This window comes from Chelativorans sp. Marseille-P2723, from assembly GCF_902809845.1.
Taxonomy (GTDB): domain Bacteria; phylum Pseudomonadota; class Alphaproteobacteria; order Rhizobiales; family Rhizobiaceae; genus Chelativorans.
The window spans coordinates 247,671-273,353 of sequence record NZ_CADDWI010000013.1 but is presented as its reverse complement, the minus strand read 5'-3'; the positions used below and the strand labels follow the sequence as shown (position 1 = coordinate 273,353).

27 protein-coding genes, 1 tRNA gene and 1 pseudogene are annotated in these 25,683 nt (G+C 59.6%); 21 read left to right on the top strand and 8 right to left on the bottom strand.

Going from position 1 to position 25,683, the window contains the following annotated elements:
* The first annotated feature begins 41 nt into the window (after positions 1-41).
* Genes HUS57_RS12655 through HUS57_RS18115 form a run of 3 tightly spaced genes read left to right on the top strand, consistent with a single transcriptional unit; the run spans position 42 to position 4,717 of the window.
* Complete coding sequence (locus tag HUS57_RS12655) at positions 42-2,420, top strand: DEAD/DEAH box helicase family protein (RefSeq protein WP_173934275.1); 2,379 nt, start codon at positions 42-44, stop codon at positions 2,418-2,420.
* 17 nt (positions 2,421-2,437) lie between these two features.
* Positions 2,438-4,573 (top strand): N-6 DNA methylase, encoded by a 2,136-nt coding sequence (locus tag HUS57_RS12650; RefSeq protein ID WP_246727863.1) that lies wholly within the window; start codon positions 2,438-2,440, stop codon positions 4,571-4,573.
* A 15-nt stretch (positions 4,574-4,588) separates the two neighbouring features.
* On the top strand, positions 4,589-4,717 hold the full coding sequence (locus tag HUS57_RS18115; protein WP_281409296.1) for a hypothetical protein: 129 nt from the start codon (positions 4,589-4,591) through the stop codon (positions 4,715-4,717).
* A gap of 222 nt (positions 4,718-4,939) precedes the next feature.
* Here HUS57_RS18115 and HUS57_RS12645 read toward each other — a convergent pair.
* Positions 4,940-5,029, bottom strand: a tRNA-Ser gene (locus HUS57_RS12645).
* Between the two features lie 260 nt (positions 5,030-5,289).
* On the opposite strand from HUS57_RS12645, the gene HUS57_RS12640 reads away from it, so the two are divergent.
* The 14 genes and pseudogenes from HUS57_RS12640 to HUS57_RS12575 all read left to right on the top strand — a co-directional run bounded on the left by HUS57_RS12640 (position 5,290) and on the right by HUS57_RS12575 (position 17,982).
* Positions 5,290-5,964: a 50S ribosomal protein L21 gene (locus HUS57_RS12640; RefSeq protein ID WP_173934274.1), complete on the top strand. Its 675-nt coding sequence runs from the start codon at positions 5,290-5,292 to the stop codon at positions 5,962-5,964.
* 93 nt (positions 5,965-6,057) lie between these two features.
* Positions 6,058-6,327: a 50S ribosomal protein L27 gene (gene rpmA / locus HUS57_RS12635; protein WP_173934273.1), complete on the top strand. Its 270-nt coding sequence runs from the start codon at positions 6,058-6,060 to the stop codon at positions 6,325-6,327.
* Positions 6,328-6,443: 116 nt separating this feature from the next.
* Entirely contained in the window at positions 6,444-7,031 is a 588-nt protein-coding gene (locus HUS57_RS12630; RefSeq protein WP_173934272.1) for a GNAT family N-acetyltransferase, read from the top strand.
* Between the two features lie 204 nt (positions 7,032-7,235).
* Complete coding sequence (gene obgE / locus HUS57_RS12625) at positions 7,236-8,273, top strand: GTPase ObgE (RefSeq protein WP_173934271.1); 1,038 nt, start codon at positions 7,236-7,238, stop codon at positions 8,271-8,273.
* A 3-nt stretch (positions 8,274-8,276) separates the two neighbouring features.
* Positions 8,277-9,437 (top strand): glutamate 5-kinase, encoded by a 1,161-nt coding sequence (gene proB / locus HUS57_RS12620; RefSeq protein ID WP_173934270.1) that lies wholly within the window; start codon positions 8,277-8,279, stop codon positions 9,435-9,437.
* Positions 9,427-10,713, top strand: a complete 1,287-nt coding sequence (locus HUS57_RS12615; protein WP_246727862.1) for a glutamate-5-semialdehyde dehydrogenase — start codon at positions 9,427-9,429, stop codon at positions 10,711-10,713. Before proB ends, HUS57_RS12615 begins: the two co-directional genes overlap by 11 nt.
* A 69-nt stretch (positions 10,714-10,782) precedes the next feature.
* Positions 10,783-11,388: a nicotinate-nucleotide adenylyltransferase gene (locus tag HUS57_RS12610; RefSeq protein WP_246727861.1), complete on the top strand. Its 606-nt coding sequence runs from the start codon at positions 10,783-10,785 to the stop codon at positions 11,386-11,388.
* A gap of 120 nt (positions 11,389-11,508) precedes the next feature.
* The gene (gene rsfS, locus HUS57_RS12605) at positions 11,509-11,958 is read left to right on the top strand and encodes a ribosome silencing factor (protein ID WP_173934269.1); all 450 of its coding nucleotides are present in this window, start codon (positions 11,509-11,511) and stop codon (positions 11,956-11,958) included.
* A gap of 264 nt (positions 11,959-12,222) precedes the next feature.
* On the top strand, positions 12,223-12,702 hold the full coding sequence (gene rlmH, locus HUS57_RS12600; RefSeq protein ID WP_173935183.1) for a 23S rRNA (pseudouridine(1915)-N(3))-methyltransferase RlmH: 480 nt from the start codon (positions 12,223-12,225) through the stop codon (positions 12,700-12,702).
* 107 nt (positions 12,703-12,809) lie between these two features.
* Positions 12,810-14,078: a murein hydrolase activator EnvC gene (locus HUS57_RS12595; RefSeq protein ID WP_173934268.1), complete on the top strand. Its 1,269-nt coding sequence runs from the start codon at positions 12,810-12,812 to the stop codon at positions 14,076-14,078.
* Positions 14,068-15,396, top strand: a complete 1,329-nt coding sequence (locus HUS57_RS12590; RefSeq protein ID WP_173934267.1) for a S41 family peptidase — start codon at positions 14,068-14,070, stop codon at positions 15,394-15,396. Before HUS57_RS12595 ends, HUS57_RS12590 begins: the two co-directional genes overlap by 11 nt.
* Positions 15,397-15,468: 72 nt before the next feature.
* The gene (locus HUS57_RS12585) at positions 15,469-16,632 is read left to right on the top strand and encodes a divergent polysaccharide deacetylase family protein (RefSeq protein ID WP_173934266.1); all 1,164 of its coding nucleotides are present in this window, start codon (positions 15,469-15,471) and stop codon (positions 16,630-16,632) included.
* Complete coding sequence (locus HUS57_RS12580) at positions 16,629-17,150, top strand: RNA pyrophosphohydrolase (protein WP_173934265.1); 522 nt, start codon at positions 16,629-16,631, stop codon at positions 17,148-17,150. Before HUS57_RS12585 ends, HUS57_RS12580 begins: the two co-directional genes overlap by 4 nt.
* Positions 17,151-17,292: 142 nt before the next feature.
* Positions 17,293-17,982, top strand: a pseudogene (locus tag HUS57_RS12575) (IS5/IS1182 family transposase).
* A gap of 18 nt (positions 17,983-18,000) precedes the next feature.
* Here the strand turns inward: HUS57_RS12575 and HUS57_RS12570 are convergent.
* The 5 genes from HUS57_RS12570 to HUS57_RS12550 form a co-directional block, all read right to left on the bottom strand.
* Positions 18,001-18,597, bottom strand: coding sequence for a tetratricopeptide repeat protein (locus tag HUS57_RS12570; RefSeq protein ID WP_173934264.1), 597 nt, complete (start codon positions 18,595-18,597; stop codon positions 18,001-18,003).
* Between the two features lie 60 nt (positions 18,598-18,657).
* A complete protein-coding gene (ykgO, locus tag HUS57_RS12565) occupies positions 18,658-18,783 on the bottom strand; it encodes a type B 50S ribosomal protein L36 (RefSeq protein ID WP_173934263.1) in 126 nt (41 codons plus the stop codon).
* A 286-nt stretch (positions 18,784-19,069) separates the two neighbouring features.
* Positions 19,070-20,167 (bottom strand): 5-(carboxyamino)imidazole ribonucleotide synthase, encoded by a 1,098-nt coding sequence (locus HUS57_RS12560; protein WP_173934262.1) that lies wholly within the window; start codon positions 20,165-20,167, stop codon positions 19,070-19,072.
* A complete protein-coding gene (gene purE / locus HUS57_RS12555; RefSeq protein WP_173934261.1) occupies positions 20,164-20,661 on the bottom strand; it encodes a 5-(carboxyamino)imidazole ribonucleotide mutase in 498 nt (165 codons plus the stop codon). The genes HUS57_RS12560 and purE overlap by 4 nt, the downstream gene beginning before the upstream one ends.
* 62 nt (positions 20,662-20,723) lie before the next feature.
* Positions 20,724-20,927, bottom strand: coding sequence for a YdcH family protein (locus tag HUS57_RS12550; RefSeq protein WP_173935182.1), 204 nt, complete (start codon positions 20,925-20,927; stop codon positions 20,724-20,726).
* Between the two features lie 227 nt (positions 20,928-21,154).
* Here HUS57_RS12550 and HUS57_RS12545 point away from each other — a divergent pair, with 227 nt between their 5' ends.
* Together HUS57_RS12545 and HUS57_RS12540 are read left to right on the top strand one after the other, a co-directional pair.
* Complete coding sequence (locus tag HUS57_RS12545) at positions 21,155-21,805, top strand: glutathione S-transferase family protein (protein ID WP_173934260.1); 651 nt, start codon at positions 21,155-21,157, stop codon at positions 21,803-21,805.
* A 155-nt stretch (positions 21,806-21,960) separates the two neighbouring features.
* On the top strand, positions 21,961-22,140 hold the full coding sequence (locus tag HUS57_RS12540) for a DUF465 domain-containing protein (protein WP_173934258.1): 180 nt from the start codon (positions 21,961-21,963) through the stop codon (positions 22,138-22,140).
* 168 nt (positions 22,141-22,308) lie between these two features.
* On the opposite strand, the gene HUS57_RS12535 is transcribed toward HUS57_RS12540, so the two are convergent.
* Positions 22,309-23,568, bottom strand: a complete 1,260-nt coding sequence (locus tag HUS57_RS12535; protein WP_173934256.1) for an MFS transporter — start codon at positions 23,566-23,568, stop codon at positions 22,309-22,311.
* An 89-nt stretch (positions 23,569-23,657) separates the two neighbouring features.
* Positions 23,658-23,843, bottom strand: a complete 186-nt coding sequence (locus HUS57_RS12530) for a DUF1192 domain-containing protein (RefSeq protein ID WP_173934254.1) — start codon at positions 23,841-23,843, stop codon at positions 23,658-23,660.
* A 124-nt stretch (positions 23,844-23,967) separates the two neighbouring features.
* Between HUS57_RS12530 and HUS57_RS12525 the strand changes: the two genes are divergently transcribed.
* Positions 23,968-24,978: an NAD(P)H-quinone oxidoreductase gene (locus tag HUS57_RS12525; protein WP_173934252.1), complete on the top strand. Its 1,011-nt coding sequence runs from the start codon at positions 23,968-23,970 to the stop codon at positions 24,976-24,978.
* 57 nt (positions 24,979-25,035) lie between these two features.
* Positions 25,036-25,683, top strand: a complete 648-nt coding sequence (locus tag HUS57_RS12520) for a thiamine diphosphokinase (RefSeq protein WP_173934250.1) — start codon at positions 25,036-25,038, stop codon at positions 25,681-25,683.

The following is a 25,683-nucleotide window of genomic DNA, read 5'->3' as shown; positions in this document are numbered from 1 at the left end:
ATAATGCGGCTAAAATCAGAGTTGCATGGCGCGGTGGCCGTATGAACGAAGCCGATACCTGCAGGAAGTTCGTCGTCCCGAAGCTGCAGCAAGCAGGCTGGGATAATCGACCGCACGCGATAAACGAACAGAAAACTTTCACTGACGGCCGAGTTGTGTTTGTCGGCGGCAAAGCTCGCCGTGGCAAGCAGAAGCGCTCAGACTATCTGCTCCGGTATAATCCGGACTTCCCGATCGCCGTTGTCGAGGCCAAATCCCGCTACCGGCACGCTGCGGAGGGGCTGCAACAAGCCAAGGAATATGCAGAGATCCTCGGTCTGCAGTTCGCGTACTCGACCAATGGGATCGAGATTGTCGAATTCGACTACACGACCGGTGTTGAGCGAACCATTGCGGATTTCCCGACGCCTGATGACCTTTGGGGACGGCTCCGCCGCGCCGAGGACATTGTCGACGACGAAGTGGCCGAACGACTGTTAACGCCCACGTTTCCAGACCGGACCAAACCTCTTCGCTACTACCAGGAGATCGCTGTCAACCGCGCCGTTCAGGCGACGCTTCAGGGCAGGAAACGAGCACTGCTCACACTGTGCACCGGAGCGGGGAAAACGGCCGTTGCCTTCCAGATCTGCTGGAAACTTTGGTCTGCACGCTGGAATTCCAAAGGGGTCAACCGGAACCCGAAGATCCTGTTTCTCGCTGATCGCAACGTTCTGGTTGACGATCCGATGGCAAAGGATTTCAGCCCGTTTGGCGACGCTCGTCACAAGATAGCTGGCGGCGTGGCGGTCAAGAGTCGCGACATGTATTTCGCGATCTACCAGTCCATCGCGCGTGACGAGAACCGTCCCGGCCTCTACCGAGAGTATGCGCGGGATTTCTTCGATCTCATCATCATTGACGAATGCCATCGTGGCAGTGCTCGCGACGACAGCAATTGGCGGGAAATCCTCGAATGGTTCGAGCCTGCAACCCAAATTGGGATGACAGCGACGCCGCGCCGGGAAGACAACGTCGATACCTACAACTATTTCGGTGATCCGCTTTACGAGTACAGCCTAGCGCAGGGCATCACCGATGGCTTTTTGGCCCCGTATCGCGTTCATCGCGTTATCTCAGACTACGACGCTGCTGGCTGGCGACCGACGCGGGGTGAACTTGATCGTTATGGACGCGAGATCCCCGACGCCGAATACTCCACCCGGGACTTCGAGCGGGTCGTGGCGCTGCGTGCACGAACGGAGGCCATTGCAAGACATCTCGCGGGCTTCATGGCCGAGACCGACCGCTTCGCCAAGACCATCGTCTTCTGCGTCGACCAGGAGCACGCGCTCGAGATGCGGCAGGCGCTCGCCGCCCTGAATACTGATCTCGTGAAGGACCATCCCGACTACGTTTGCCGCGTGACCTCCGACGAAGGCGATGTGGGAAGCGCGCACAGGGCGAAGTTTCAGGATGTCGAGACCCAGACGCCGGTAATCCTAACTACATCGCAGCTTCTCACAACCGGTGTGGATGCTCCAACATGCAAGAACGTCGTGCTCGCGCGGGTCGTGGGTTCCATGCCAGAGTTCAAGCAGATCATCGGAAGGGGCACTCGTCTCAGGCCCGACTATGGCAAGCTCGCCTTCAACATCATCGACTACACCGGAACGGCGACACGCATGTTCGCCGATCCTGCCTTTGACGGCGATCCTGTTCGCGAAGACGAAGCGGTCATCAATGCTGACGGCGACATTGTCGAAGAGCGTGAGATCGAAGAAGTAGCGCTGGATTCGGATGATTTTCCTGAAGGGCCCGATATCTCGGATGGACCCGTCGACCTGGGAGACGAGGCCGAGAACGCGCCCCGCAAGTTCTATGTCGACGGCGGCGAGGTCGCGATCGTCAGGCACCTCGTATACGAACTCGATTCCGATGGGCGACAGCTCGCCTGCCGCCAGCTCACCGATTACACCGGCGACAAGGTTCGCACGCTTTATCCCAATGCGTCCGAATTGCGCACGAACTGGCTCGATCCCGAACGCCGCGCGGAGATCGTCGAACGGCTCGAGGAAAAGGGCATAGACCTCGATTACCTGGCTGATGCAGTCGGGAAGCCGGAAGCCGATCCATTCGATCTCCTTTGCCATCTCGCCTATAACGCGCCGCTGCGAACCCGGCGCGAGCGCGCTGACCGACTGGTAAGGGAGCAGGACGAGTTTCTGGACCGTTTTGGGCCGGATGCCCGCGAAGTTCTGGATGCCGTGCTTGAAAAGTATGCCGAACACGGCAGTGCTCAGTTCAAGCTGCCCGACATCCTGGAAGTGCCCCCGTTCAACGAGTGGGGCAACGTCATCGAAATCGCCGCCCGCTTCGGCGGGGGCAAGGAGCTGCGCAGCGCCGTCACAGAGCTGCAGCGTCTGCTCTACACCGCTTGAATTGAAGGAGATCCAACTTGGCCAGAACCGCCCGTAAGAAGGCTGCGCCGAAGCAACTGACCACTGCCCAGCGTCTCGACAGCATTATCAAGTCCGCCCGCAAGATCATGCGAAAGGACAAGGGGCTGAACGGCGATCTCGATCGGTTGCCGATGCTCACCTGGATCATGTTCCTGAAGTTCCTGGACGACATGGAGCGGATCGAGGAAGGACGCGCGGAGCTCGCAGGCAAGGACTATCGCCCGATTATAGAGCCTCCATATCGCTGGCGCGACTGGGCGGCGGATGCGGATGGCATCACCGGCCCCGACCTACTGTCTTTCCTCGTTTCCGAAATGACCGAGCGCCCGGACGGCACCCGGGGTCCGGGGCTCTTCGCCTATCTCCGCGCCCTGCGCGGCGATAACGGGCGGCGCGAGCGGCGCGACGTGATCGCCACGGTCTTCCAGGGCTTCGCAAACCGCATGGAAAGCGGCTACCTCCTGCGCGACGTGGTCAATCTGGTCGACGGCATCCACTTCGACTCGTCGGAGGAAGTCCATACCCTCGGCCGCCTCTACGAGACGCTGCTGCGCGAGATGCGTGACGCGGCGGGGGACTCAGGCGAGTTCTACACGCCCCGACCGGTCGTGCGGTTCATGGTTGAGGTGACCGATCCCAAACTGGGCGAGACCATCCTCGATCCGGCATGCGGCACCGGCGGATTTCTGACAGAAGCCTTTCAGCATCTCGAGCGCCAGGCAGACACGGTCGAGAAGCGGCGAATCCTGCAGGAAGACAGCTTCTTCGGTGGCGAGGCCAAGTCGCTGCCGTTCCTGCTGTCCCAGCTCAACCTCCTGCTGCACGGCCTGCACGCCCCGCGCATCGACCCCGGCAACGCCCTTCGCTTCCGCCTGGCCGAGATCGGCGAGGATCAGAGGGTCAATGTCATCCTGACCAATCCGCCATTCGGCGGCGAGGAGGAGGCAGGCATCCTCAACAACTTCCCAGAGGACCGGCGTACGGCCGAAACGGCGCTGCTGTTTCTGCAACTGATCATGCGGCGACTGAAGCGTGCCGGGCGCGGCCGGGCCGCGGTCGTCGTCCCCAATGGTACGCTCTTCGGCGACGGCATTGCCGCCGTCATCAAGGCCGACTTGCTGGAGCAATTCAACCTGCACACGATAGTCCGGCTTCCGCCTGGAGTTTTCGAGCCTTACACCGATATCGCAACCAATCTACTCTTCTTCGATACATCGGGGTCGACAGGTGACGTCTGGTTTTACGAACAGCCAGAACCTGAAGGACGAAAGAAGTACAGCAAGACCGCGCCGATGCTCTATGAAGAGTTCAGGGGATGTCTAGATTGGTGGCAAGATCGGTACGAAAGTGACCGAGCGTGGAAGATTTCACGGGACGAAATCATCATTCGGGATGATCGAGGTCAGCTTATCAGCTGCAACCTGGACGTAAAGAACCCGCATAAGAGTGCCTTAATCGATCTGCGGCGACCCGGCGAGATTATTTCTTCTCTGCTGGATCAACAAAGAGATGTATTGAAGAAATTAGAGAGTATAGCATCAGAAATTGACCTTCATCATGAACCTCTGTTCCGACGAATGGAAATTGGTCAATTTCTCTCTAAGGTCGTGAAGAAGACAACAATAACACCAGACATAGAATACAAGCAGATCACTGTTCGACTCTGGGGCAAAGGATTAGTGCTTCGTGGAGTTAAGCCAGGATCCGAGATTGCTGCCGAGAAGCAGATTCAGGTTTCCGCCGGGCAGTTTCTGATGTCACGCATTGATGCTCGACATGGGGCGTTTGGGATCATTCCGGATGAACTCGACGGAGCTCTGGTTAGTGGAGATTTTCCTGCATTCCAAATCGACGATACGGTTATCCTCCCGCATTTCTTCGAGTGGATTACAAGGACAGAGGCATTCGTTGACCTTTGCCGTCGCGCCAGTGAGGGGTCTACGAATCGGGTTCGCCTCAAAGAGGACAAGTTCCTGCGGATGCAGATCCCTGTTCCAGATCTCGAGATCCAGAATTCCATACTCCGTCAATTACTCGCGCTTGCAAAACTGAGCGAGGATAGCGTCTGTTTCCAGTCGGATGTCTCCGCCGCGATACAAGCCAAATTGCACAGCCTCTTTGCGGACCCATAGTCAAATGGCTTGTACTTGATTGAGACGAATATTGCCCTGATGGCGCGCTATTTTGTCGTGCTGGTCTCGCCGCGTAGCGAGCAGGAAACGGCACAGAAGCTAGCAGTTCTATTTGTGGATCTCTCATCCGACCGCAGCGTCTAACAAAAGTAAAGCCGGGATATGGAAAATAGATCAGCATATACAGATACTTATAACTCCGTACCAAATCTGCACAGTCAGGAGGTTTGGAGAATATCGGGCGGAGAGAGACGAAATTGGTGATTCGGGCAGGTGGCGCAGTCAACAGCTTTGGACCAAAAACCCGCAGTTCTGCGCCGTTCCGGTTGGTAATCTCAAATCAGAGAATGATTTCAGAAGGTTGTCTGGCGGAGAGGGAGGGATTCGAACCCCCGATGCCCTTGCGAGCATGCCGCATTTCGAGTGCGGTGCTTTCAACCACTCAGCCACCTCTCCGCAGGGAACGCTGGCGCGCCCTATGCAGCGGCGTTTAGATAACGGCGAAGCGAACTTCTTACAAGGCCAAATCGGGTCAGACGTGGCCTTGTCTTGACCTTTCCGCCTGTTTCCATTAAGCACCCACTGCTTCGGCGTGGGGGTTGCTCCGCGCCGCTTATTTTGTGGGGCCAGGTGGCCCTGAATTGAACGACTGACAAAAAGACGGCAGGCAATTTGCAGGTGCGCCATGCCGGACCGGACACCGAAAGGCAAGAAAGATGTTCGCAGTCATAAAAACCGGCGGCAAGCAGTACCGTGTTGCTGTCGAAGACGTTCTCACGATCGAAAGGATCGCCGGCGAGCCGGGCGAGATTGTGGTTCTCGAAAATGTGCTCGCCGTGGGTGGCGGCGAGAATGTGACGCTTGGGGTACCCTATGTCGAGGGCGCCAGCGTGGCGGCCGAGGTCGTCGAGCAGGGGCGCGGCCCGAAGGTCATCGCCTTCAAGAAGCGCAGGCGGCAGAATTCGCGCCGTAAGCGCGGCCACCGCCAACTCCTAACGACGGTGCGCGTTTCCGAGATCCTGCTCGATGGCGCAAAGCCGTCCAAGAAGGCAGCCGCCAGAACTGCCAAGGCAGAGGAAAAGCCTGCCAAGGCGAAGCAGGAAGCTGCGAACGAACTGAAGGACGATGCGGCGCCCAAGGCGGAGGCGACGAAGGAACAGCCAAAGGCGAAGCCTCTTTTCAAGGCCCCCAAGGGTGAAGGCGACGACCTTACGGAGATCAAGGGCATCGGTCCAGTTGCCGCAGGCCAGCTGAAGGAGCAGGGGCTGACGACCTTCGCCCAGCTCGCAAAGCTGTCTGACGAGGACGTTGCAAAGATCGATGCAGCCATGCCTTTCAGCGCCGACCAGATTCGCGACTGGCAGGAGCAGGCGAAGGCCCTGGTGAAGTAAAGCCGGCTTCTGCCGGCGAACGGAATTGTATTTGAACGCGAAAGCGCTCATATAGGGAACGAAGCGCCTTGAAAGGCGCGAAGGAGTAGTACGATGGCACACAAGAAAGCTGGCGGTTCGTCGCGTAACGGTCGCGATTCGGAGTCGAAGCGCCTTGGCGTGAAGAAGTTCGGTGGTGAGATCGTGCGTGCCGGCAACATCCTCGTGCGTCAACGCGGAACGAAGTGGCATCCCGGCGCCAATGTCGGCATGGGCAGGGACCATACGCTCTTTGCTCTTCAGCCTGGTGCGGTGTCCTTTGCCAAGAAAGGCAATGGGCGCACCTATGTATCGGTACAGCCGATTATGGAGGCAGCGGAGTAGCCGGTTCCGCACCAAACACCGGCGACCCATCTGGGAGCTGGTGTCCGGAAATCCGGAGAAGGTTCGGGGGAGATGGGTCGCCATCTCCCCCTAATTTTTGTCCGGAGGAAAATGGCATGCTTGCCGAAACTGAAGAGGTTGAGGGTGAAAGGCTCAGGATAGATTGCCCCGTACTTGTTACGGAGCGGCTGGTGCTGCGTCCTCCCCATGAGGACGACATTCCCGAGCTTGTCGAACTCGCCAACAATCGCCGGATTGCGGAAATGCTGTCGCGCATGCCGCATCCCTATTCGGAAGCAGACGCTCAGGCTTTCCTGCACAGCAGCCGAGTGTGCGTGCGCGGCGGATGTCACTATGCCGTAACGCTTGCAAATCGTGGCGCTTTCGTCGGTTGTGCGGGACTTGAAATGGGCGGACGCGGCCTGGAGCTCGGCTACTGGCTTGGCGAGCCCTATTGGGGCTTTGGCTACGCGACGGAAGTCGCACATGCTCTTGTGGATCTGGCCTTCCGGGCCAGCGATATCGACAAGCTCAATATCTCCTGCCGCGTGATCAACGACGCTTCCCGCCGTGTTATCCATAAATGCGGATTTCAGTATGTGGGCCAAGCGACGATGGATTCAGTGGTGGCGGGCACCGTGCCCGTGGAGCGATATGAGCTCGACCGCAAGACATGGGTCAGCCTTAGAAGCTGGGGTGTCTAGGATGCTTGCATTTACCGGAACCTGGCTGCCCTGGCTCAAGAATTTGCTTTCTCCGTTGGCAGTGGGCAGATAGAAGCATCAGAAAGGCCACTCGCCAGCATCGCCCCGGACTTTACAAGGATCTGGAAGTCCGAAAATGCATCATCGGCAGAGCGATGGCCTGTTGCTCCTTTTAGGAAAGTTCCGGCAAGGAAAGCCGACGCGATGAAGTTTCTCGATCAGGCAAAAGTTTATATTCGTTCAGGCGACGGCGGCGCTGGTGCTGTTTCGTTCCGTCGCGAGAAATATATCGAGTTCGGCGGGCCGGATGGCGGTAATGGCGGGCGTGGCGGCGATGTTTGGGTCGAGGCGGTGGACGGTCTCAACACCTTGATCGACTATCGCTACCAGCAGCATTTCAAGGCCAGGCCCGGCATGCACGGCATGGGGCGCAACCGGACGGGCGCGAAGGGTGCTGACGTGGTGTTGAAAGTGCCCGTAGGTACCCAGGTCTATGAGGAAGACAATGAAACGCTGATCTGTGACCTTATCGAGGTTGGCCAACGTTTCCGGCTTGCCGAGGGCGGCAACGGTGGCTTCGGAAACCAGCATTTTAAGTCCTCGACGAACCAGGCCCCGCGCCGGGCCAACCCCGGCCTGCCGGGAGAGGAACGGTGGATCTGGCTCCGGCTGAAGCTGATCGCGGATGCCGGCCTTGTCGGCCTTCCCAATGCGGGCAAATCCACATTCCTTGCGGCCGTAACCGCGGCAAAACCGAAGATTGCCGACTATCCGTTCACCACGTTGCACCCAAATCTGGGCGTGGTGCGGATCGATGCGCGGGAATTCGTTCTGGCTGATATTCCGGGTCTCATCGAAGGTGCGCATCAGGGGGTTGGCATAGGTGACCGGTTTCTTGGCCATGTGGAGCGTACCCGCGTCCTACTTCATCTCGTCTCCGCTCGGGAGGAGGATGTGGCGACTTCATACCGGGCGGTGCGACGCGAACTTGAAGCTTACGGCCATGGGCTTGCGGAAAAGCCCGAGGTGGTCGCGCTTTCGCAGGCCGACCTGCTGGATGAACAGGCGCGGGTGGAAAAACTTGCTGCGCTGAAGGAGGCTTCGGGAAAAGCTCCCGTGCTTCTTTCTGCGGCAATCGGTGAGGGCACTGAAGTGGTCCTTCGCGCCCTGGGCAGGATAATCGAGGAAGAGCGCGAGGACGGGAAAGCTGATGAGACCGTAGACGAGCATTGGCAGTTTTAGCTCATGTCAGGCATTTCCCTTTCCTCCTATCGCCGGGTGACTGTGAAGATCGGTTCAGCCCTTCTCGTGGACCGTGCCACTGGCCTGAAACGCGACTGGCTGGCGGCTCTGGTGGATGATCTGGCCCGGCTTGTCGTGGACGGCACCGAGGTTCTGGTGGTCTCCTCAGGAGCTATTGCCCTCGGCCGCACTGTCCTGGGGCTGGGCAGGCGCAGACTTCGGCTGGAGGAAAGCCAAGCGGCGGCTGCCGCGGGCCAGATCGCGCTTGCCAGTGCTTGGGCTGCGGAATTTGACCGTCATGGGCTCATCTCCGGGCAGGTACTCGTCACACTGGGAGATACGGAGGAACGGCGCCGTTATCTCAACGCTCGCGCCACGATCTCGACACTGCTCAAGATGAAGGCCATCCCTGTCATCAATGAGAATGACACGGTCGCCACGAGCGAGATCCGGTATGGTGACAATGACCGGTTAGCGGCACGCGTGGCCACCATGATGGGTGGCGATCTGCTGATCCTCTTGTCCGATGTGGATGGACTTTACACTGCGGCGCCGGAGCAGGATCCTTCCGCTCGCTTCATCCCGACAGTCGAGGCGCTCACGCCCGAAATCATGGCGCTAGGCGGCGAGGCCGCTTCCGAACTGTCCCGCGGAGGCATGCGAACCAAACTCGATGCGGCTCGCATCGCCACCGCAGCAGGTGCCGCAATGGTTATCGCCTCGGGCAAGGTACTGAACCCGCTTGTGGCAATCGAGCAGGGCGCGCGGTTTACGCTCTTCAAGCCAAGCCCTTCTCCGGTACGCGCGTACAAGACGTGGATCGCCGGCCAGCTTGAACCGGCGGGACGGATCGTCATTGACGAAGGCGCGCACAAGGCCCTGCTTTCCGGAAAAAGCTTGCTCCCCGCCGGGGTCCGCTCGGTTTCGGGGTCGTTCGGGCGTGGCGACACGGTCGCGATCATCGGGCCCGACGGGCGCGAGGCAGGGCGTGGGCTGGTTGCCTATGACGCAGCCGATGCCGTAAGGATTGCAGGACTGAAAACTGCGGAGATAGCGGCCGTGCTGGGATATGAGGCTCGTGCCGCGATGGTTCATCGCGACGATCTTGTGCTTTCGCGCACTCCAGCTCACGAGCGCAACGTGGAGGGAACCGATGTTGCATAGGCATAACACGGTAGAAGCAGATATTTTCACCCTGATGGCCGAACTTGGCGCACGGGCGCGTGCCGCTGCCAGGCCGCTCGCAACGGCTTCAACGGAAAAGAAGAACGCGGCTCTTCTTGCCATGGCGGAGGCGCTGGAAAGGAACCGTGGCGACATCCTTAAGGCCAATGAGCAGGACATGGAGGAGGGTAGGAAAGCGGGTCTTTCCAGCGCACTTCTTGACCGCCTGAAGTTGGATGAGGCGCGAATAGCATCCATGGCCGCCGGTATTCGCGACATTGCCGCGCTTAAAGATCCCGTAGGCAAGGTCATTGCAGAATGGGATCGGCCAAATGGGCTGCATATCGAGCGTGTGCGCACGCCCCTCGGCGTCATCGGCGTGATATATGAGAGCAGACCGAATGTCACGGCCGATGCCGGCGCGCTTTGCCTCAAGGCGGGCAATGCGGTGATCCTGCGCGGCGGTTCCGATTCCGCAAGATCTTCCTCTGCGATCCATTCCTGCCTGGTCGAGGGGTTGCGCTCGGCAGGACTGCCAGAGAATGCGATCCAGCGCGTTCCGGTAACTGACCGGGCCGCTGTGGGCGAAATGCTGAAGGGGCTGGGCGGCAATCTCGATGTCATCGTCCCACGCGGCGGGCGCAGCCTTGTCGAACGCGTCCAGACCGAGGCACGCGTCCCGGTGTTTGCGCATCTGGAAGGCCTTTGCCATCTTTATATCGACAAGTCTGCGAACCCTGACATGGCGGTTTCGGTTGCCCTCAATGCCAAGATGCGGCGCACAGGAATTTGCGGCGCGATGGAGACGCTGCTCATCGACCGCGCTGCCGCCGATACGCTTCTCATTCCCGTACTTGACGCTCTCAAGGAGGCCGGTTGCGAAATCCGCGGCAGCGAGGAGGTATGCGCCCGATTTGCGGCTGCAAAGCTCACAAGCGAGGAGGATTGGCGCACTGAATATCTCGATGCCATCATTTCCGCGAAACTGGTAGACGGCGTCGAGGAAGCAATCGAGCATATCGAGACCTATTCCTCGCACCATACCGAAGCCATTGTGGCGGAAGATGAAGCGGCAGTTGACCGCTTTTTCAACGAAATCGATTCGGCGATCCTTCTTCACAACGCATCTACGCAATTCGCCGATGGCGGTGAGTTCGGAATGGGCGCAGAGATTGGAATCGCCACCGGCAAGATGCATGCGCGCGGGCCAGTAGGTGTCGAGCAACTGACCTCCTTCAAATACCGCGTGCGCGGCACCGGCCAGACCCGGCCCTGACGAATGGTCCAATCGGCGGGTGGGGAGATACCGGCACAATATTTGCGCATGCCTCACGTGGAACGAGGTATGGCCGTCGGCCTTTTTGGCGGCTCGTTCAACCCGCCGCACGAAGGTCACCTCCTCGTGGCAGAAGCGGCGTTGCGCCGGCTACGGCTCGATCAGCTATGGTGGATCGTCACACCCGGCAATCCGCTCAAGGACCATGCCGGCCTTGCGCCTCTTGATGAGCGCATCAAGCTGTCAGAGGCCCTGGTCAAGGATCAGCGGATCCGCGTGACCGCGTTCGAGGCCAGCCATCGCATCCGTTACACGGCAGACACGATTGATCTGGTAAGGAGCCGGAATCCGGACGTACATTTTGTCTGGATCATGGGTGCGGACAGCCTGCGCGACTTCCACCGCTGGGAACGTTGGCGCGACATGGCCCATAGCGTGCCGATTGCCGTCTTCGACAGGCCGGGCTCCACGCTCTCCTTACTTTCGTCAACCATGGCAAGAACGTTCAATCATGCTCGGGTCGACGAGATGCAGGCTGCGCGATTGGCGCGCATGAAGCCCCCCGTGTGGACCTTCATCCACGGCCCGCGCTCCCCACTATCCTCGACAGCGCTGCGCAAGGCCGGCGCCTCCTCGGGGCCGCTACCGGATGCCGTCAAACGTGACGATAGTTAGACGTGTCGGCTCGTCCGTCAGGGTCGACGCGCACTTCATCCCCGATTTGCAAGCAAAGGTCACATCTGTTGTCTTGAAAATAATAAGCTACTCTGCCTATCTATTGCGGTATCGCATGGCATGTGCCTGTCGATCGGTTGTTCTTGTTGGAAAGGAAATACACTGGGAACAGCACTCCAGAAGAAGGCAAGCATCTCGCCTTCACAAGCCGGGGCAAGTGAAACCAGCCTGTCCCGCGCGATTAGGACAGCGCTTGAGAGTCTGGAAGACTCGAAGGCGGAAAATATCGTTTCCATCGACATCCAGGGCAAATCTCCGCTGGCCGATCACATGATCGTGGCTTCTGGGAGGTCGCACCGTCATGTGGCTGCCGTGGCAGATCACTTGATCCGCGCCCTCAAGGAGGCGGGTCTGGGCAATTCGCGGGTCGAAGGGCTCGCAGGCGCCGACTGGGTGTTGATCGACGCGGGCGACATCATCATTCATGTGTTTCGCCCGGAGGTCAGGGAGTTCTACAACATCGAGAAGATGTGGCAGGCGCCTGACCTGGAAGAGGAAACGTTGCACTAACGCTGTCCGGGCGACATGTGTAGGGAGCCGGAAAACAGACGTTCTCCGGCCCGAGTGAGTTCGAAGGTCCTGCGGGAATGGCGAAGCGCGCCCCCGTCGGCGGCTGGTTTTTTTGCGCTGGTTCGACAGAAAGCCGGCCGTTATCGGGCCCGCTTACTTCAACCAGGAACGGTGAAATGATCTAAGTTCTTTTTCGCTATTCCCGACGGAATAAGGTGCCTCGGTATTGCCCCTCAGCCGTGCACGGGAACGCTGGAGGCGCTTATCCGCATCATCATTCACGCTGTCGGACGGATGAAGGCTGGCCCCGAAAGGGAGCTTGCCGCGCGGTATCTTGACCGGTTTGGCAAAAGCGGTCAGTTCGTTGGGCTGGAAGCGGGCGGTGTTGTCGAAATTGCCGAAAGCCGCGCTCGCACGTCGGAGGGACGGAAACGCGAAGAAGCGCGCAAGCTTTCCGAAACGGTGGGAAGCAGCTCCCTCGTCCTGCTCGATGAGCGGGGAAAAAACCTCACCTCAATGGAACTTGCGCGGCACCTTTCGGCTTTGCGCGATACGGGCGCCCGGCAGGTCGTAATTGCAATCGGAGGTCCGGACGGGCATGACGCAAATGTGCGGAAAAGGGCAGATCTTTGCGTGTCTTTCGGCGCGCAGACCTGGCCCCATCAACTTGTACGTGTCATGCTGGCCGAGCAGCTTTATCGCGCAGTGACGATTCTTTCCGGTCACCCCTATCACCGCGATTGAGCGGCTTGTACGCTCAAGGCGCAAGACGTTTCGGAACATCATGGTTGATGGTTCCTTAAGGTTCTGTTCCTAGCTTGGCGCAAGGCGATCCAGGAACCTGCAGCGAGGTGACAGTGCGACCGGTCGGCTTTGTGGAAGGGGCGCTTCTGTTGGGCGTGTCGCTGGTGGGCATCCTTCCCGCCGGCGCACAGGCAGTAGACAGCCTCGAGTTGCGGCAGGCCAGAAGCGTAGAGGAATACAAGAAGGTCTCACATGAGATCGCTCTATCAGAGCAGAGGCTGGCTGAGATCGAGGCAGAGATCGCTGTGCTGAAGGATGACAGCGCGGCTCTTACGGCCGCCCTCATCCAGGCTGTCAAGACCGAGCGCAAGCTGGGCGAAGATATCACGGACATCCGTGCTCGTCTTGAAATACTCGATGCCCGCGAGCGGGCACTCAAGGAGTCGCTGCACGAACGCCGAGGAACGCTGGCCGAAGTACTCGGGGCTCTTCAACGCATGGGACTTAATCCGCCGCCTGCCATCCTGGTACGGCCGGAGGATGCGCTCGCATCGGTGCGTAGCGCGATCCTGTTAGGGGCGGTGGTCCCCGAAATGCGGTCCGAGACAGAGCTTCTGCTAGCCGACCTGAACGCCCTCACCCGGGTGGCTACCTCCATTGCGACCGAGCAGGAGCGTCTCCAGGCCAAGATGACTGAGCAGGCGGAAGAGAAGGAACGCCTTACACGCTTGCTTGAGGAAAAGAGGAAAGTTCAGACGCTGGCCGAGGAGCGTATGGAGGAGGAGCGCAGGCAGGCCACGGCCCTTGCAGAACGGGCCAGCAGCCTGCAGGAACTGATAGCATCGCTGGAGGGCGAGATAGAAACGTTGCGCAAGATTATGGAAGCACGGCGCAAGGGCGGAAACGAAGAGGATCTGCTGGACGATGCGCTACCTTTCGCGCGGCGCGCTGGCCTCGTTCCCCTTCCCGTTGCCGGTTCGTTCGGCCCGCGCTTTGGGGATGACGATGGAACGGGCCATACATTGAAGGGTGACATTCTAACGACACAATCCGGCGCGATCGTCACCGCACCGGCGGATGCCACGGTCCTTTATGCAGGGCCTTTCCGGTCCTATGGCCAGCTATTGATACTAAGCCCGGGTGATGGTTATCATATTGTTCTGGCAGGAATGGATCGGCTCAACGTCTCGCTCGGGCAGAAGGTGCTGTCAGGGGAACCGGTCGGAATGATGGGAGAGGCGCGTCTGGCGAGCATCGCCTCTACTTTAGGTAGCGTTCCTGAACTATATGTGGAATTCAGGAAAGACGGAAAACCGATTGACCCGAAGCACTGGTGGGTACGGGAATTAGCTGGAAGGACGGGAAATGATACGTAAATTGTCGCTCATTTTTGCCGGTGCGTTGATGGGTGCTTCGGCTGTGAGCGTTGTCTACGGTACCAACGGGACCGCGGCCATCGCGGCAAGCAGCGATACTTATCGCCAGCTTGCCATTTTTGGAGACATTTTCGAGCGCGTGCGCGCCCAATATGTCACCCCCCCAGACGAGAAGCAGCTTGTGGAGAGCGCCATCAGCGGAATGCTGTCCTCGCTCGATCCTCATTCGTCCTATCTCAACGCCGATGCGGCGAAGGACATGCGTGTCCAGACGAAGGGAGAATTCGGTGGCCTCGGCATCGAGGTCACCATGGAGAACGAACTCGTAAAGGTTGTGGCGCCCATTGACGACACACCGGCAGCCCGCGCGGGCATTCTCGCCGGCGATCTGATCCAGAAGATCGACGGGGAGGAAGTGCGCGGCATGACGCTGAGCGATGCTGTCGACAAGATGAGGGGTTTGGTCAATACGCCGATCGAGCTTACAATTCTGCGTGAAGGGCAGACGGAACCGCTCACATTCACGATCATTCGAGACACGATCAAGGTAAAGGCAGTCAAGCACAGGGTCGAGGAGGATATCGGCTATCTAAGGATCTCGTCCTTCACCGAGAAGACCACCGACGACCTAAGAGCGGCCATAGAGGATATCCGGCAGCAGATTCCCGAGGACGAGCTGAAGGGCTATGTGCTGGACCTGCGGCTGAACCCAGGCGGCCTTCTTGATCAGGCGGTGAATGTGGCGGACAGCCTTCTAGAGCGTGGCGAAATCGTCTCGACCCGCGGTAGGGAGCCTACGGATATTACCCGCTATGGCTCGCAGCCGGGGGACCTTACCGACGGCAAACCGATCATCGTGCTCATTAATGGCGGATCGGCAAGTGCTTCCGAAATCGTCGCGGGCGCGTTGCAGGACCATCGCCGTGCCGCGATCCTCGGCACGCGTTCCTTCGGCAAGGGATCAGTGCAGACCATTATTCCGCTTGGCGAGAATGGTGCGCTGCGGTTGACGACTGCGCTTTACTACACACCTTCCGGAGAATCGATCCAGGGCAAGGGGATAACGCCGGACATCATGGTAGAGCAGCCGTTACCTGAGGAGCTTCAGGGTGCGGACGTAACGGCGCGCGGCGAGTCCAGCCTGCCCGGCCACATCCGGGGCGAGGAAGAGACGGAGGAAGGTTCCGGTTCGATCGCCTATGTCCCGCAGGACCCGGCCGAGGATGTGCAGCTCGCCTATGCATTTGATCTGCTTCGCGGCGAGAAGACGGATCCCGCCTTCCCGCCCAGCCCCAACAAGGCTGTTATGAACCAGTAGCAGAAGCGGCGCGTCCTACCTTGCGTGGGACGCGCCATTGCTCGCGCGGGGCGCGGGGTGAGCGCGGGGCTTATGAAGCCAGTTCAAAACGATTTTGATAAGCCGCTTGGTCTTCAAGGGGGCGTCTCTGGTTTGCTAAGCCGGTTGCCGAAAGCGCGGACGGTCCTGCTGTTGCTTTGCGGAGTGGCTGTTCTTTCATTCTCGGCAGCAATATCGCTGCGCAACGGGCCCTTTCACGAGCCGCCAGCCGCCGCGACTGAGGCCACGACGGAGGTTGTGCAGGAGGAAACGCTCGCACCAGGAGCCAGCCATCCACCGCAGGCTTTGGGAGCCCCGACATCGTCCGATTCCCCTAGCACGGAGACGTCGCCTTCCTTAGAGAGCGTGATTGTCATCCATGACCCTGCCACGATGTCGCAAAGCCCGCGCGTGGTCCATTTGCCTGACCGCGCGCTCATCGAGGAGTCCGAATCGGGCCCATTGCCGGTGCGCGCGACCGACGGAAGGCGGCCGTTCGACGCCTACTCCAGAGCCTGGTCTGGCGCGAGCGGTCCGCGAATCGCGATTGTCATTGGCGGCCTGGGGATTTCGCAGACTGGCACGATGGAAGCCATCGAGAAGCTGCCTCCGGAGATCACCCTCGCCTTCGCCCCGTTAGGCAACAGCCTCTACCGATGGATGCAGACGGCGCGGCGGCAGGGGCATGAGGTGATGTTGCAGGTGCCGATGGAGCCGTTCGGCTTCCCGGCAACGAATCCTGGCCGTCGCACTCTGCTTACAAAGGCGGAGCCCGCGCGAAACTTGGAAAATCTGCGATGGATCCTCTCGCGTATCACGAATTACACGGGCGTCATGAACTACATGGGCAGCCGTTTCACCGCCGATGATGCGGCTTTGGGCCTGCTGATGGACGAACTTTCTCAGCGGGGCCTTGGCTATCTGGATGATGGTACGTCGGTCGCCAGCTTGGCTGAAAAGATCGCACTGAGCAAGAAGGTGCCTTTTGCAGCGAGCGATGCCGTTATAGATGCCCAGAGAGAGCAAGGCGCTATTCTTGCAAAGCTGAACGAGCTTGAGCGTATTGCACGCTTACGGGGTTATGCAGTTGGCAGCGGCTCTGCATTGGAAGTAACCGTGGAAACGGTTGCAGGCTGGTCGGAGGAAGTAAGAAGCCGGGGCATCGAGTTGGTGCCCGTTTCAGCTGTCGTGCGAGACCCTGAACGAGAGCGAGGATGAGGTCATTGGTGAAGGCGGAAGAGCTGCCATATCGGCCCTGTGTTGGGGCCATGGTGCTCAACAGGCGAGGTCAGGTCTGGGTGGGGCGGCGCATCGTCGAACCCGGGAGCGAGATGGACGGTGCCGCGATGCTCTGGCAGATGCCACAGGGCGGGATTGATGAAAGCGAGGAGCCGCTTCACGCAGCCCGCCGGGAACTTTATGAGGAGACAGGCATCAAGAGCATATCCTTGCTCGCAGAGACACCCGGCTGGATTACCTATGAACTGCCAAGCCATCTTGTAGGAGTGGCATTCAACGGCCGGTATCGCGGGCAAAAGCAGAAGTGGTTCGCTTTCAGGTTCGAAGGTGAGGATAGCGAAATTGCCATTAATCCGCCTCCGGGCGGTGACACGCCGGAGTTCGATGCCTGGTCGTGGAAGCCGATGAAAGACCTTCCCGCACTGATCGTGCCGTTCAAGCGTCGGGTCTATGAGGAGGTAATCGCCGCTTTCCGGCATTTGGCTCCGTACGGCTAGATCATTACGAGGGTTCCAGTAACAGCCCTGATCTAGGCCGTAGTCGCGATTTAAGGCTTGGCGATTTCTCTGTGGGAGCAAAGCAGGTTCAAAGCTGGCTTTGGAGTCTGGCGATGGATGCGAGGGTTTGCGTGACGGTTAGTTGAAAAAGATCGGGGCTTTGGTGCCGGCGGGCGGAAGGGCAAGCGCGGGCCGCGCAGCGATCATCGCCGCTTCTTCGATGCGCAGTTGTGGATGGGTTCGGGCGTTCTGGAGTCTACCCGAAGGTTAGTTCAGCCCCTATCAGACGGTGAAGCGACTCTATTATCGCCGGACCGAAGCGGCGTCTATTTAAGCCATTGCCGGTGATCCCGATCTGCAATGGTTGATGATCGATGCCACCGTCATCCGTGCTCAAGCCCAAGCCGCCGGAACGTGGCTCAAAAACGGGAGCTCAAGCTCAGTCGCTTGGCCGCTAGCGCGTTTCGACGCCAAGCTCCATGCGGCCGCAGATGCCCGTCCTTTGCCATCAACCCGGCCAGCAGAACGACAAGGCGCCTACCTGCGGCCTTATCTGGGCCGTATTAATGCAACAGGTGATCGCCGACCCGCTTAATGACGCCGCACACCTCTACAACGGCACCCTCGATCAGGGCTGAAAGCGTCGTCCCGCCCCGCTGTCATCGCAAGTATCAGCACAACTAAGACAGGATCTTTTATAAGAAGCCGCTGGGGCATCGAAAGCTTCTTCGCCAGACTCAAACATTAGCAAGGCACCGCACCGCGCTACGACAAGAGCCGCGAACTTCCTCGGCTTCTCAAACTCGCAAGCATCATGCTCTGGCTCAAATGATTAAACTGTCACCACAGCCTAGATCCGGTCGTCAGCCTGCTCGTCTATGATGTTGAGAAGCGCCTGCTGCGCCCGGCGCTGCATGGGGTAGACCTCCAGCATCCGCCGGTAGATTTCTGCTGCCCTTTCGCTTCTTCCTGCAGCCTGCAGAATGGCCGCTAGTCGGCCCATCGCTCCGAAATGACGGGGCTCGATGGTGAGCACGCGTGAAAGGTCGGACATGGCCCGGCTGTAATCGTTCATCAGGAGATGAACCATGGCCCGGCTGTTCCAGCTTTCCACATAGTCCGGGTAAAGAACGGTTGCCTGGTCGAGCAGGTCAAGCGCCACGTGGAACTTTTCCTCGCGGGCGGCCTTGCGTGCCCAATCTATCAGCAAGTCTGCCGTGGCACCGCCGGACTTTAACCATTCCTCGCTTATGCGCGCAGCGATGCGGCGAGCAGCCACTTCATTGGTTTCCCGCCTTAGCTGGTTGAAAAGTTCATCCAGACGGTTTGGGCCGGCTGCCTCCGCTTCGGAGGCCAGCGGTTGGTGCGGCTCATGACGATCCTGCGCTGCCGCCGGAAACACAAGCAGCGCAACTAGGAAGCCGCCGATGTAGATGCTCTGGCGCATGGGGACAGATTACCCGTCCACGTGGCTGAACGAAAGAGGAATTCGAGCCCGGGCGCCGATTCAGCCCTGACGTGCCTTAAAGCGAGGATTCGTCTTGTTGATGATGTAGATACGGCCCTTACGGCGAACCATCCGGTTCTGGCGGTGGCGGCTCTTCAGCGCCTTCAGAGAATTCTTGATCTTCATAGTCTTGCCCGTCGCGGCCCTTGGGGCCAGAATTGAAATGGACCCTTTGGCCCGAAAATGAAAGACGCACCCCACCGGGGCGCCGCGATCCGCCCGGCACATAGACGAGAAGAACCGTTCCTGTCAAGCTTCCGCCGGCAGTCGGAGGGCCGGATGCCGATACGGCCGGCGGTCTTTGTTCCACCTCTTGACGAGCATGGCTTGAACACCAGCGACGCCGGCGCCCCCAGCCACTGAGTGAAGTTAGCCGCGCTCGTGCCCATGGACCTGGAATAAGCGTTTTCCGCTATTGTTCCTTCCTTGCGCCACGTGGAAAGAGCCGGGTGAAGTGGCCCACCTTTCGGCCCGCGCGGGCCTTGGCTTTTCCATAAAGATGCAGCACAAGATCCGGCTGCTTGAGAAGTTCCGGCGTCCGCTCCTGGTCTGCCCCCAGGAGATTTTCCATGATGCAGTCAGAATGTCGCGCCGTGTCACCCAGAGGAAGGCCGGAGATGGCACGGATATGCTGTTCAAACTGGGATATTGCGCATGCCGCCTCTGTCCAATGGCCCGAATTATGGACGCGGGGCGCCATTTCGTTGGCTAGCAGCCGCCCGTCCGGCAAGACGAAGAACTCGATGCCGATTACCCCCACATAGTTGAGCGCAGAAAGCACTTCCGTTGCATACTCGCGGGCCGTCTCGGCGGTAGAGGAAGCAACCGATGCCGGTATGACGGAGCGCGTGAGTATTCCGTGGTGATGAATGTTCTCCACGATGTCGTAGGCGGCCACGCTACCGTCGATGCCGCGTGCTGCAATGACCGAGATCTCCCGCTCGTAAGCGATGAAACCCTCCAGGATCAAAGGTGCATCGCCAAACGATTCCAGCGCCCTCTTGACAGCTTCGTCGGAAGCTTCGCGCAAATAGCACTGTCCCTTGCCGTCATAACCCATGCGGCGCGTCTTCAGCACCCCATTGCCGCCAAAGCGCCGAAGCTCGTCCTCCAATTGCTGCAGTGTCTCGACCGAGGCGAAAGGAGCGGTCTCAATGCCCATCGAGTTGAAGAAGATCTTCTCCCACAGGCGATCCTGCGCCATTTCGAGCGCCTCTACAGCCGGATGGACGGTGACCCGCTCCGCCAGTGTCCTGGCTGTCTCTACGGGGACATTCTCGAACTCGTAGGTAACTACGTCGCATGCCTGTATGAAGCGTTCCAGCGCCCGCGCGTCGTCATAGGCCGCGGCTATGTGCAGGTTCGCCACCTGAGCGGCGGGACAATCGCGATCCGGTTCCAGAATGGCAGTCCGATAACCAAGACGGGCTGCTGCCATGGCAAGCATCCGCCCGAGCTGGCCACCACCCACGATGCCGATTGTAGAGCCCGGCGGCAGTGGTTCTATCATGAATCCGCAACCGGAGTTTCAGACACTTTTTCCGACTGGGCGGCGCGCCACGCCTCCAGGCTGGCGGCAAGACCTGCATCGGAAAGCGCGAGCACCGCTGCTGCCATGAGCGCGGCATTGATGGCGCCTGCGCGACCGATCGCGAGTGTGCCGACTGGCACTCCGGCAGGCATCTGCACGATAGACAAAAGGGAATCCCAGCCGGAAAGCGCGCGCGATTCGACCGGCACGCCGAAGACGGGAAGAGGTGTCATCGCCGCTGTCATGCCCGGCAGGTGGGCAGCGCCACCCGCACCTGCTATGATGACCTTGAAACCATCAGCTTTTGCAGACCGGGCAAATTGGTAGAGCCTTTCAGGCGTGCGATGCGCCGAAACGATGCGCACTTCGTGCGAAACCTCAAGCTCGGAAAGCGTCTGCGCCGCATGGCGCATCGTTTCCCAGTCCGACTGGCTACCCATGATGATGGCGACATCAGTACGGTGCTTGTTCATTGAAATTTCGCCCGCTTTCAGGAGCCTCGCTGTAGCCAAAAGAACCGGCCCCCGCAAGCCGCTCAGGCGATGATGTCAGGGATTATACGGTCTTCCAGTTCTTGAAGCCGATCCCGGAGCGCGAGCTTCTTTTTCTTCATCCGCTGGATTTGGAGCGGATCGCAGCCCGAAGCGGTCATCGCCTTGATGGCCGCGTCAAAATCAGCATGATCCTGTTTCAGACGGGCAAATTCCAGCCGGATTTCGGCCTGTTCCTGTTCCGACATTTCCACGGTCTGTATATTCTCCGGCGAGGGCAAACGGTGCTCATGTGCCGAACATGTCGCGAATAGAAGCACCAAGAGAATAATATCATATTGCTGCCCCTGGAGAAACGACGCAGAGGATGGGCAGGAACAAATTCTGTATCCGGCCGGCACGAAGGTATTTTGGCCTGGGAGTGTCGGGTTGCCCTCGCCCCGCCGTCTTGAAGATGACAGCATCGGAGGCCGACATGATTCCTTCCATCACAGCGTTTGAAAGATCGCCCGATGGCGGCAGGGGTCTGGCGCGCGACATGCGCGTCCGCTGGGCGCTTGAGGAAGTGGGGCAAGCTTACACAATGCGCCTCCTTTCGTTCAAGGCGATGAAGGAGCCGGAGCACCTTGCCCTTCAACCGTTCGGGCAGATTCCGACCTATCAGGAAGGGGATCTCGCCCTTTTTGAGTCAGGGGCCATCGTGCTTCATATCGCCGAGCGCCATGCTGGCCTGCTGCCTCACGATATGAATGCGCGGGCGCGGGCGATCGCATGGATCTTCGCAGCGCTCACCACGGTCGAGCCGCCGATCGTAGAGCGCGAAATGGCCATTTATTTCGAGCGCAGCAAGAGTTGGTACGCGGAGCGCCTGCCGATCCTTGAGGATCGCATCCGCAAGAGGCTGGGCGAGCTTTCCCGTCGCCTTGGTGACGCGGACTGGCTCGATGGCGATTTCAGCGCCGGCGATCTTCAGATGATATCGGTGCTGCTCCGCCTGAAAGGCACCCCGCTGCTGGAGGAGTGTCCGAACCTGTGTGCCTACGTCGTCCGTGGCGAAACGCGGCCCGCATACAGGCGTGCATTCGAGGCGCAGCTTGCGGATTTCACCGCCGCGGCCGGGCGCTGAAAAGAGGCCCTCGCCAAAGAAGCGCAATCTCCAATCGAGCCTCGCCGGCCTTAAATATTCGACAAAAGGGGCGGAGAATGGCACACTGCAATTGCCGTCATGGAAGATGGACGGGCGGGATTCCTGACGGTGACGAGGAAGCTAAGGAGAGCACCATGTCGCTTGAATCCCATCTCGCAGAGTTGCAGCGCAAGCATGGCGATCTGCAGCGCGAGATAGACGATGCGATGACGCACCCTTCTGTAGATGCACTCGAAATCGCAGAGCTAAAAAGACGTAAGCTGGCGATCAAGGATCAAATGGAAAAACTGAAAGCGTCGCAGACGCGGCACTGATCCGCATAGCGCATTTCCTTCATCCAATAGCGCCGTGCGCCCGAATGGGCGCACGAAAACGCCACGATTTTTCGCAGCTGCTTTCTCGAAAATCCCAGGGTTTTCGCAGAGCGCGGCGAATTCCGCTGGCTGTCGGCAATGTCATTTCCGAGACGGTCAAGGCGGCTCTCAAGCCGGGTCGGACCGTTCTTCGTCTGTATCGGCACGAGGGTCGAGCATCACCGTCTGAGGCGTAACGGCCCTTTCGGCTGGCAGGGTCATGAACGCCTCCTTCTCATCGGCCGGTACAGGCGCGCGCCGCATTATGCGCAATGCCGCATAGGCTGCAATCCCAAGATGGGCGGAAGCAGTGACCAGGAACAGGCTTTCGGCAGGAAGCGTCTGCATTACGATACCCGCAAGGATGGGGCCGGCCATCGTGCCCGAGCCATAGAGCAGGAGAAGCCCGCTCGACACCTTTACGAAGTCCGTCGAATCTGCGTGATCGTTGGCATGTGCCACGGCGATGGAGTAAAGCGTATATGCCAAGAGCCCGTAGAACCCAGTCATCGTGATGATGAGCGCGCCCGATCGTGGCGCCATAACGAAAATCGCGAGCGCAACGAGTGCTGCGCCAATGGCGGCTCCCGCCAGCACAAAGCGGCGGTCGGTATGATCGGACAGCCGGCCCGCCGGCATTTGCCCAGCCGCTCCCGCCAGGACGGCGATGCTCATCATGAGAGCGATCTCGAAGGTGGATATGCCGATCTCGGCACCGTAGACCGCACCTAGTGTTCCCCAAGCGCCATTCGCCGTGCCTATCAGGAAGCACGCGACGAATGCTATCGGCGAATTCCTGTAAAGGCCCTTCAGGTCGAGCGAGACATCGGCCAGCGGCGCCGGTGTAACGGCGGTGGAGACGGCCGTTGGAAGAAGCGCCAGGCAGAACAGTATTCCGGTGATCATGAAAAGGGGCGCCTTCCCGACGTCTCCAAGCACCACGGCCATCTGTCCGGCCATGATGGAAGCGTGCGTCACCATCATGTAAAGTCCGAAAACCGTGCCCCGAGTTTCATTTGTGGAGCGCTCGTTCAGCCAGCTTTCGATCACCATGAATGCGCCCGCCATGGTGAAGCCTGTGAAGGCGCGGAGCACGATCCAGGCGATCTCGTCTATCCACATGCCTGAAACGAGCGCCACGATGGCGCCGCTGGAAGCGAATGCGCCAAAGGCCCTTACATGGCCTACTCGGCGCACCAGCCGCGGGGCCAGGTAGCAGCCGGCAATGAACCCGCCAGCCCATCCGGTGCCCAGAAGGCCGAGCGCCGTAGTGGAAAAACCTTCGATCTGCCCTCGCAGCGGCAGAAGCAGGCCATAAAGACCTGAGCCGGCCAGCAGGAAGGCAGTGCCGAAAAGTAGCGCAACGATGGAACCGAAGGATGAGAGCATGAAGACGATGCGCCTTTGCCGACTGTCAAGACCGCGCGTATGACAGGCGGCCGCCAATTACAAGCATGGCATCATCCGAAGGCTGTGTATCAACCGCGCCGAAAGAGCGCTTCTGCCGCGGCTTTGGTCGAATCCCGGGATTGAAGCTCCTGTTCGAGCCGGGAGATTTCCTCTCGCAACAGCCGGATTGTCCATGTGAGCTCATCCACGGAAATAGATGAAATATCCTGACCGATCTCGTATTGCCGCCGGGCTGGCGGAACATCGTCTTCCATCGTGCGACATCCGCATTACGTTGCCACTTGGAAAAAGACATTACATAAGCGGCATGTCGCCATGCAATGTGTTCTTCTCATGGCGGTACCTGGTCTTGGCGGTGGACAAGGAGGCGTTAGGGATATGGCGGCAAGAAACGATCTTCCCGAAACTATGATGGCAGTTGCCATAAGCGAGTCTGGCGGCCCGCTGGTGCTGAAGCCGGTGGAGCGAGCGGTGCCCACCCCCTCCGAAGGCGAGATCCTTATCCGGGTGAAGGCAGCGGGCGTCAACCGCCCTGATGTGGCGCAGCGCCAGGGCAGCTACCCGCCACCGCCAGGAGCTTCCGATCTGCCGGGACTGGAAGCTGCGGGAGAGGTGGCAGCCATAGGCCCTGGAGTGAAGCGCTGGCGCGTTGGCGATCAGGTGACCGCGCTGACTCCGGGCGGCGGCTATGCTCAATATTGTCTGGTACACGAGACCAACGCGCTTCCCATTCCGCATGGCTTCACTTTGACGGAAGCGGCGGCCTTGCCCGAAACCTTCTTCACCGTATGGCACAATGTTTTCCAGCGCGGCCAGCTCAAGGCCGGTGAAACCCTGCTCGTTCATGGCGGCTCGTCCGGCATCGGGACGACCGCGATCCAGCTTGGTGTCGCTTTCGGAGCGAAGGTAATCGCCACAGCAGGTTCTGCCGAGAAATGCGAAGCTTGCTTGAAGCTGGGAGCGTTCAGGGCCATCAATTATCGCGTGGAGGATTTTGTCCAGGCGGTGAAGGAGGCGACTGGAAAGCGTGGCGCGGATGTTATCCTCGACATGGTCGGTGGCGACTATATCGAGCGCAACTATGCCGCGGCAGCCGTGGAAGGCCGCATCGTGCAGATCGCATTTCTCGACGGTGCCAGGGCAAACACCGATTTCACCAGATTGATGGTCAAGCGCCTGACCCATACCGGCTCGACCATGCGGCCGCGCTCGGTAGAGTTCAAGGCACAGATCGCCGGTGAGCTTGAAACCAATGTCTGGCCGCTGCTTGCGGCCCGTCGCATCGCCCCTGTCATGGACGTGATCTATCCGCTCCGTGAGGCTTGGCGTGCGCATGAACGCATGGAGGAAGGCGTTCATATCGGCAAGATTGTCCTCGATGTGGCCTGACGCCGGCCATTCTGCCCGCGCTTCCGTTTTCTTGCTTGAACATGGTATGGCCGTCCCATGAGCCGATTTTCCATCCTCCTGGGCGGTGACGTTTGCCGCACGCCCCGCCTGCTGGCGCAAATTGCCGGAACGCGGGTGGTGGCGGCTGATTCGGGCATCCAGCATGCCGCGCTCCTCGACCTCCAGCCGGAACTTTGGGTCGGTGATTTCGACTCTGTGGGCGAAGAACTGGTAGAGGCGTTTCAGCATCTGCCCCGCGAGGTCTATCCTTCCGACAAGGCCGAGACGGACGGCGAGCTGGCTATTGCCGCCGCCCTGGAAATGGGCGCGACCTCCCTCGTGCTTGTGGGCGCTTTCGGGGGAGAGCGGCCGGATCACGCCTATCTGCACCTCGCACAGGCCGTGCGGTATGCGGAAGAGGGTGTGCCGATGCTGCTGTCCAGCGGCGACCGTGAAGGATGGCCGCTGCTGGCGGGAGAGCGCCATGTGTTCGATTATGAAGACGGAATGGTGTTCAGCATTCTTGGCTTCACCGACCTGTCGAGCCTTACCGTCGAGGGTGCGAAGTGGCCGCTCGATGCGGTGGAGGTGCCTTTCGGCTCCTCTCTTACCATTTCAAACGAGATACAGGGCAAGCTGGCCGTGACCCTCGGGCAGGGCCGCGCCATGCTTTTTGCAGAGCTCCTGTCAGCAAGGGAGATTTGA